Source organism: Paraburkholderia sp., from assembly GCF_026225065.1.
Lineage (GTDB): Bacteria > Pseudomonadota > Gammaproteobacteria > Burkholderiales > Burkholderiaceae > Paraburkholderia.
The window spans coordinates 1-5587 of sequence record NZ_JAMFSB010000388.1 but is presented as its reverse complement, the minus strand read 5'-3'; the positions used below and the strand labels follow the sequence as shown (position 1 = coordinate 5587).

The following is a 5587-nucleotide window of genomic DNA, read 5'->3' as shown; positions in this document are numbered from 1 at the left end:
CGGCCCATTCAATATTTCACTTACCCAGGCAGCGCTCGGTGCGCTCGTCGGCCTATGTGCGTTGATGCCGTTCTTTGCGCTAGGCGTGATGGGCGCGGCCGACGTGAAGGTTTTCGCGGTGCTAGGCGCGTGGTGCGGTATGCATGCGCTACTTGGACTGTGGATCGTCGCGAGCTTGCTAGGGGGTTGTCATGCGGTCTGGTTGCTGATCTCTACCCGCACCCGGCTTGCCGCGATAGGCCGCCTGGGCGAGCCGACTTTCGAACTGGGCGGAAAACGTGCTACGCCGTATGCCGCCTGCCTGACGGTGCCGGCCATCGTCTGGATGGGATTGCAAGCGTTCGCTGCGAGTGTGAAATGAGAAGGATAACTGATCAACCGACTCCCCACCTCGCTGTGCGAAGGCCACTACCGCGCTCGCGCCGTGAACGTGGTACCGCTGCGGTGGAGTTTGCGATGATTTTCCCGCTGTTTTTCGTGGTTCTTTACGGCATCGTCACCTTCAGCCTGATCTTCGTCGCGCAGCAGAACCTGACCTTGGCCGCAGAAGAGGGCGCACGTGCCGCACTGAATTATCAGACGGCGACCAGCACCGCCAACGCGCTTGCGGCGCGTACGGCCGCAGCATGCACTGCGGCAAGCAATATGGTCGTGTCGTTGATCAGCAAGGCAAAGTGCGTGTCAAGCGGGACCACATGTAGTTACGACGCAACGATGGATTGTGTCAACGTGACCCTCACCTACGACTACGCAGACAATCCGCTCGTGCCGAACCTGCCGCTGACAGGCTTTGTGTTGCCTGCTTCGCTGGTAAGCAAAGCGATGGTGCAACTCAACCCGGAAAACATACTGTGATGCACGCGTTCGCTCCTTCTTTCCCGGCATCGTATCCACTGTCCGGGTTGCGCTCAGGCCAGTTCGAACCCGAACAATCAGGCGGCTCCTCATGCCGAATCTGACCCGAATCCTGGCGGGCGCCCTGATCGCGCTCGCAGTGCTGCTCGGTATTTTCGCGTGGACACTCTCGCGCCGGCCTGTGTCACATCCTGCTGTACCGGCCGCACAAGTCACATTTCCTGTCGTGGTGGCCGCACGCGCGCTGCCCGCCGGCAAGCCAATCACCGTCGATGCGCTGCGCGTGCAGTCGCTGCCGATCAATCCGAATGGTGCGTTCGGCGATCCGTCGATGCTGGCCGGACGCGTGCCGACATCAGATATCGGTCCTGATTCGCCGGTCCTCGAAGCTCAACTTTCGTCGGGAATCGCCGAGCGGATCGACCCAGGACAGCGCGCTATAGCGGTGCGTGTCGATGAAAGCAACGCGGTCGGCAACCGCCTGCGGCCAGGCAACTTCGTCGACGTGTTCTTCACGCTGAAACGTGACGGCAATGGTGGCAACGGCACAGGTGCTGAAATCGACCGCAGCCAGGCGCGCCTGCTGATGTCGAAGGTGCGTGTGCTGGTATTCGGCAATGCGACGCCGGGCGCCGACAACCCAGGTGACGCGAATGGCATGGTGCGCACGGCGGTGCTAGCCGTACCCGTTGCCGACGTCGACAAACTCACACTGGCCGAGACCTCCGGGCGTCTCATCTTCGCACTACGAAATCCGAAGGATGACGAAGTAGTCGATCCAAACGCTTTTGCGCCAACCACTGGTGTGGTGAAAATCTCTGCCAATGCGCCAGCCGGCGACGTGACCCAGGACTCCACGCGGGCTGCAGCCGGCGAGGCGCTCGATGAATTGTCCGGCGCTGAGGGCAACGTAGCAGCGCGGCCACAGACTGCGCCACACATTGCCCGGCCAGTCACGCGGGTCGCGGCTGCGCCGGTCGACAATATTGAGGTTATACGGGGTGGGCGTGCCGAAACGGTCGCCCGATAAAGGTTTCAGGGAGCGGGCGGCCAGTCGCGTCCATAAAAATATGAAAAAACGGATTTTTGCAGGTGGGATCGCGGCGTGGCTCTGCGCGGCATCGCTTGTCATGTCGCCGGCTAGCCACGCGGAGAGCGACGCGCGGACAGTCGATATCACAGTGGGCTCGCAGCAGTCGCTGGCGCTCGGCCATAGCTTGCAGCGAATCGCGATCGGCGACCCGAGCGTGGCGGACGTGCTGATCATCAAAGGCGACAAGCGCGGAGGCGTGCTGCTGATCGGCAAGTCTCCTGGCACCACCAACGTGATGTTGTGGGAACGCAACCACGACACGCCAATGACCTATACGGTCAACGTGAGCACGACAGCATCGGGCGCGCTGCTAGGTGCCGGCTCGCCGAACGTGAAGACGTCGGGCGATACGGCGGTGATTTCCGGCTCGGCTGCGTCGATGGAACAACATCAGCGTGCCGTCGCGGTCGCTGAAGCCGAAGCGCGCGCTCGTGCTGCGTCGCTCGGCAGCGGCTTGAACGGTGGGGCCGACTCGGGCGCGGAAGGCAAGGGCGGTAGCTTCAGCAGGAGCGGTGGCTCCGCCTCCGGCATATCCGGCGGAAGTGGTTCGAACGTGGTGGACGCTTCGACGGTGGCGACACGCTCGGTTGTGCAGGTCGATGTGCGGGTGGTCGAGTTCAGCCGTTCCGTGCTCAAGCAGATAGGTCTGAACATCCTGAAGCAGAACAACGGCTTCACCTTCGGCTCATTTGCTCCTGCAGCGCTGACATCCGCAACCTTTGGCGCATCGCCGTCGTTCAACTCGACCACGCCGATTTCGTCGGCCTTCAATCTGGTGTTCAACTCTGTCACACACGGTATCGGAGCCGACCTGAGCCTCATGGAGAGCAACAATCTCGCGCGCGTGCTTGCGGAGCCGACGCTCGTCGCCTTGTCAGGACAGAGCGCGAGCTTTCTGGCCGGCGGCGAGATCCCGGTGCCGGTGCCGCAAGGGCTTGGCACAGTGTCGATTGAATACAAGCCGTATGGCGTCGGCCTGACGTTGACGCCGACGGTCCTGAGCCCCGACCGGATCGCATTGAAGGTGGCCCCGGAAGCGAGCGAGCTGGACTTTACGAATGCGATCACGATTGACAGCGTGTCGGTGCCGGCTATCACGACGCGCCGCGCGGACACCACGGTAGAACTGGGTGACGGCGAGAGTTTTGTGATCGGCGGCCTGATCGATCGCCAGACGGTCTCGAATGTATCGAAGGTACCGCTACTCGGCGATCTGCCGATCATTGGCGCGTTCTTCAAGAACATGAGCTACTCGCAGAATGACGAGGAACTGGTGATCATCGTGACCCCGCATCTGGTCTCGCCGATTGCGAAGGGGGCGGCACTGCCGTCGACGCCAGGCGAGCTGTCGGAGCAGCGCGATGGGCCCGTCTGGCGCGCGTTGCTCGGCGGCGTGGCGTCGCCGGATGCGGCGCCAGGGTTCTCGAAGTGAACGTGGTTCGGAGCGTCGCGCGGTGCATGCCGCGCGATGTGACGAACCGGAGGGACGGGCAGGGCGGTACTTCGTTGCCCTTCAACCGTGGCAGTGCGCAGTACGAATCGGCCGCTGTCGGGCCGAGGCCGTAAAAGGATGTCCAACATGAACGCGAGAACGCATTCATTGACTGAACGAGTGATCACCGATTATTTCGTGTTCGCATCGCTGGTCGACGAGCACGTCCAATGGTTGACCGACACGCTGGTGGCAGCGGGTGCGGTCGAACGGGTGTCGCTTGACCCGTCGATGCTCACGCAACGCATCGCGACGCTCAATCCGTCGGTGGTCTTTGTCGATTTTTCGGGCGGCCGGGCTGCGGCAGCGAGCGCTGCGACCAGTGCAGCGCGGGCGGCTTATCCGGGAGTGCAGATCGTCGCCGTGGGCTCGCTTGGCGAACCTGAGGGCGCGCTCGCCGCGCTGCGGGTGGGCGTGCGCGATTTCATCGATCTGTCGGCACCCGCAGAGGACGCGTTGCGCATTACGCGCCAGGTGCTCGACAACCTGGTCGAGCCGGTCAGCCGGCATGGTCATGTGACGGTCCTGCTCGGCGCACGAGTCGGCATGGGCGTCAGCACGCTCGCCGCCAATCTCTCAGCGTTGTTGCACCGACGCGACGCCGCGCAGGGGCGGCAGACCGCGTTGTTCGACCTGGGCCTGCCGGCCGGTGACGGCTCGCTACTGCTCAACACGCGCAGCGAATTCAATTTCGTCGATGCCGTGCGCAATCTGCGCCGCTTCGATCAGACCTTTGTGCACACGGCGCTATCGCATCATCCGAGCGGTCTTGCACTGACGTCGCTGCCGCCGAATCTGGCCGATATGCGCGAAGTGTCGTACTCGAGCTCGATCAGTCTTCTGAACCGGCTGCGCGCGTTTTTCGACCAGCAGATCATCGATCTGGGCGGCTTCACCAACACCGAGTTTATCGCGCACGTCGTGCAGGCCGCCGATGAAACCTGGCTGCTGTGCGATCAGGGCGTGGCGTCGATTGTCTCGGCGGTCGGTGTACTCGAGGCGTTGCGAGAAGAGGGCGTGGACGTGAGTCAGGTCCGCCTGCTCGTCAACAAGTTCGATCCGGATCTCGGCCTCTCGGCGGCTCAGATCGCCCAACGACTCGATATCCCCTTGCTCGGAACGTTGCCGGAGCGGCGCGTGGCGCTCGGGCAATCGGTCAATCAGGGACATCTGCTGGTTGACGCATCCGCTCGCGACCCGTATGTGCGCGCGCTCGAACCGCTCGTCGAGCGGCTCGGCGGTGCGGCGAAAGCGGCGGCGCAGGCACGTGGCAAGTCGGCACTCGGCGCGCTCAAGCGCTTCATTCCAACCTCACACAAGCGGTCATAGACGATGGCTAAAGACATCGAATTCGCCGACGACGCGCCTTCATTCGCGCATAGCCAGCAGTTCCAGGACATCAAGAACGCGGCGCATGAACATCTGCTTACGCGTATCGAGGAACTCGGCGCGGAGTTCGGCCGTTGGTCACGCAATGCGATCAACCAGTTCGTCGATCTGGAAATGGACAGCTTCGTGCGGCTGCGCCGGATTCCGATCAACGAGAGCGAGGTGCGGCTGATCGCCGAAGCGTTGACCAAGGAACTGGCGGGCTTCGGCCCGATCGAGGACCTGCTCAACGACGCGGCGGTCGAAGACATCCTGATCAACGGCTATAACGACGTGTATGTGTCGCGCCACGGCATTCTGACGAAGATCCCGGTGCGCTTCGCCGACAACGCCCATCTGCTGCGCATCGTTCGGCGCATTCTTGCGCCGATCGGGCGGCGTCTGGACGAATCGAATCCGATGGTCGACGCGCGTTTGCCGAACGGTGGCCGCGTGAACGTCGTGATCGAACCGCTCTCGATCGACGGGCCGATCGTCTCGATCCGAAAATTCCGCAAGGACCCGCTGCGTCCCGACGATCTGCTCGGCAACGGCACGTACAACCCGGAAATCGGTGCGCTGCTCGAAGCGGCAGTGGCCGCGCGCTGCAACGTGCTGGTGTCGGGCGGCACGAGCTCGGGCAAGACCTCGCTGTTAAACGCGCTCGCCTTCCACATTCCCGAAGGGGAGCGCGTGGTGACGATCGAGGACACGGCGGAACTCTCGCTGAACCACCCGCATGTGGTGCGGCTCGAAAGCCGCCCAGGTGGCTTCGACGG

General features: G+C 63.0%; 6 protein-coding genes. All 6 read left to right on the top strand.

Going from position 1 to position 5587, the window contains the following annotated elements; translation table 11 throughout:
• Positions 1-361, top strand: a 361-nt coding sequence (locus tag M0954_RS27120) for a prepilin peptidase (RefSeq protein WP_297356563.1), incomplete at its 5' end; no start/stop codon positions are given.
• Positions 358-855 carry a TadE/TadG family type IV pilus assembly protein gene (locus M0954_RS27115; RefSeq protein WP_297356561.1) on the top strand — a complete coding sequence of 166 codons (498 nt, stop codon included), beginning with the start codon at positions 358-360 and terminating at the stop codon, positions 853-855. The genes M0954_RS27120 and M0954_RS27115, both read left to right, overlap by 4 nt.
• A 91-nt stretch (positions 856-946) precedes the next feature.
• On the top strand, positions 947-1885 hold the full coding sequence (gene cpaB, locus M0954_RS27110; protein ID WP_297356559.1) for a Flp pilus assembly protein CpaB: 939 nt from the start codon (positions 947-949) through the stop codon (positions 1883-1885).
• 40 nt (positions 1886-1925) lie between these two features.
• Positions 1926-3380, top strand: coding sequence for a type II and III secretion system protein family protein (locus M0954_RS27105; RefSeq protein WP_297356557.1), 1455 nt, complete (start codon positions 1926-1928; stop codon positions 3378-3380).
• 147 nt (positions 3381-3527) lie between these two features.
• The gene (locus tag M0954_RS27100; protein WP_297356555.1) at positions 3528-4769 is read left to right on the top strand and encodes a fimbrial protein; all 1242 of its coding nucleotides are present in this window, start codon (positions 3528-3530) and stop codon (positions 4767-4769) included.
• Positions 4770-4772: 3 nt separating this feature from the next.
• Positions 4773-5587, top strand: an 815-nt coding sequence (locus tag M0954_RS27095; RefSeq protein WP_297356553.1) for a CpaF family protein, incomplete at its 3' end; no start/stop codon positions are given.